A 2,817-nucleotide genomic window follows, 5' to 3' on the forward strand; every position below is an offset into this window, starting at 1 on the left:
AGACCCTTATTTCCTTCTTCAACCCTGGCGGGAACGAGGAGGGTTTGGAGCTGGCGCGGTCGAAGGGTGCGAGTGTTATCGCGATGGAGATGGTTCCCCGGATCAGCCGTGCGCAGAAGATGGATGCGTTGTCGTCGATGGCGAACGTTGCGGGCTACCGCGCGGTGATCGAGGCGGGCAACAATTTCGGGCGGTTCTTCACCGGCCAGATCACGGCGGCGGGCAAGGTGCCGCCGGCGAAGGTTCTGGTTGTCGGCGCGGGTGTTGCGGGCCTGGCCGCCATTGGCGCCTCGACCTCTCTTGGGGCTGTGACCTATGCCTTCGACGTGCGCCCCGAAGTGGCCGAACAGGTCGAGAGCATGGGCGCGGAGTTCGTCTATCTGGACTTCGAGGAGGACCAGCAGGACGGCGCGGCGACGGGGGGCTATGCCTCTGTTTCCTCTCCGGAATTCCGCGAGGCGCAGCTGGCGAAGTTCCGCGAGCTGGCGCCGGAGGTGGACATCGTGATCACCACCGCGCTGATCCCCAACCGCGAGGCGCCCAAGCTGTGGCTGGAGGACATGGTCAAGGCGATGAAGCCCGGCTCGGTGATCGTCGACCTGGCCGCCGAGAAGGGCGGCAATGTCGAAGGCACGGTGATGGACGAGAAGGTCGTCACCGACAATGGCGTGACGATCATCGGCTACACGGACTTCCCCAGCCGGATGGCGACGCAGAGCTCGAACCTCTACGCGACCAACATCCGCCACATGATGACCGACCTGACGCCCGGCAAGGACGGGCAGGTCGTGCATGACATGGAAGACGACGTGATCCGCGGGGCGACGGTAACCCACGAGGGCGAGATCACCTGGCCGCCGCCACCGCCCAAGGTGCAGGCGATCGCGGCGCAGAAGAAGCCCGAGGTGAAGGAGCCGACACCCGAGGAGAAGCGCGCGGCCGAGGTCGCGGCGTTCAAGGCGCAGACCCGGACGCAGGTGACGCTTCTGGCGGCGGGGGCGGCGCTGATCCTGGGGGTCGGGCTGATCCCGGGGATGCCGGCCAGCTTCATGCAGCACTTCATCGTCTTCGTCCTGGCGGTGTTCGTGGGCTTCCAGGTGATCTGGGGTGTGGCGCATTCGCTGCACACGCCGCTGATGGCGGTGACCAACGCGATCTCGTCGATCATCATCCTTGGCGCGCTGATCCAGGTCGGCTCGTCGAGCTGGCTGATCACGGTTCTTGCCGCGCTCGGCATCTTCATGGCCGCCGTGAACATCTTCGGCGGCTTCCTCGTGACACGGCGGATGCTCGCCATGTTCCAGAAATCCTAAGGGGGCAGGCAGATGGAAAACGCATTCACGATCGCGGCCTATGTGGTCGCGGGCATTCTCTTCATCCTGAGCCTTGGCGGCCTGTCCGGGCAGGAGAGCGCCAAGCGCGCGGTCTGGTACGGGATCGCGGGCATGGCGGTTGCGGTCCTTGCGACGCTGGTGGGTCCCGGCTCGGGTCTGTGGCTGGTCTCGCTGGTGCTGATCGCGGGGGGCGCGGCGGTGGGCTACCAGCTGGCCACGCGGGTCGAGATGACGCAGATGCCGGAACTGGTGGCGATCATGCATTCGCTGGTGGGCCTGGCGGCGGTCTTCGTGGGGTTCAACGCGGACCTGATGATCAACCACGTGGCCGGGGTCTATGCCGCGGCGGGCCAGGTGATGGGCGCGGTTGGCGCGGATGGCGTCAGCGCCATCGGCCTGCCCAAGGAGGTCCATGAGGGCCTGTCGGCCTTCGGCCAGCTGATCGCCAAGAAATCGGGTGTCGAGATCGGCATCCTGCGGGTCGAGCTGGTGCTGGGGATCTGGATCGGCGCGGTGACCTTCACCGGGTCGGTGATCGCCTATGGCAAGCTGGCGGGCCGGGTGGACTCGGCGGCCAGGAAGCTGCCGGGGGGGCACCTGCTCAACATCGCCGCGGCGCTCGGCTCGGTCGTGCTGGCGGGTCTCTACCTGGGCGGCGCGGGGTCCTGGACGCTGGTGCTGCTGACGCTTCTGGCGCTGTTCATCGGCTATCACCTGATCATGGGGATCGGCGGGGCGGACATGCCGGTGGTCGTGTCCATGCTGAACAGCTATTCCGGCTGGGCGGCGGCGGCGATCGGCTTCAGCCTCGGCAATGACCTCTTGATCGTGGTGGGGGCGCTGGTGGGCTCGTCCGGTGCGATCCTCAGCTACATCATGTGCAAGGCGATGAACCGGTCCTTCATCAGCGTCATCCTGGGCGGCTTCGGCGGCCCGGCGGGCGAACAGATGGCGGTCGAGGGCGAACAGGTCGCGATCGAGGCCGACGGCGTGGCCGCGGCCCTGGACGAGGCCGACAGCGTGATCATCGTGCCGGGCTACGGCATGGCGGTGGCCCAGGCGCAGAATGCCGTCAGCGAGCTGACCAAGAAGCTGCGGGCCAAGGGCAAGGAGGTGCGCTTTGCCATCCATCCCGTCGCCGGTCGTCTGCCGGGGCACATGAACGTGCTGCTGGCCGAGGCCAAGGTGCCCTATGACATCGTGCTGGAGATGGACGAGATCAACGAGGACTTCCCCGACACGGACGTGGTCATCGTGATCGGCTCGAACGACATCGTGAACCCGGCCGCCCAGGACGACCCCAACAGCCCCATCGCCGGCATGCCGGTGCTGGAGGTCTGGAAGGCGAAACAGGTCTTCGTCTCCAAACGCGGCCAGGGCACCGGGTATTCCGGCATCGAAAACCCCCTCTTCTTCAAGGAAAACACCCGCATGTTCTACGGCGACGCAAAACAATCCCTCGATAAACTCCTCGGGTTGATCG

2 protein-coding genes are annotated in these 2,817 nt (G+C 66.2%); both read left to right on the forward strand.

Going from position 1 to position 2,817, the window contains the following annotated elements; translation table 11 throughout:
- Positions 1-1,313, forward strand: a 1,313-nt coding sequence (locus tag DFK10_RS16120; protein ID WP_109390058.1) for a Re/Si-specific NAD(P)(+) transhydrogenase subunit alpha, incomplete at its 5' end; no start/stop codon positions are given.
- Between the two features lie 12 nt (positions 1,314-1,325).
- Positions 1,326-2,817 (forward strand): NAD(P)(+) transhydrogenase (Re/Si-specific) subunit beta (locus tag DFK10_RS16125; protein ID WP_109390059.1); only part of this gene is annotated, 1,492 nt, incomplete at its 3' end.

Source organism: Salibaculum griseiflavum (genome assembly GCF_003129565.1).
Lineage (GTDB): Bacteria > Pseudomonadota > Alphaproteobacteria > Rhodobacterales > Rhodobacteraceae > Salibaculum > Salibaculum griseiflavum.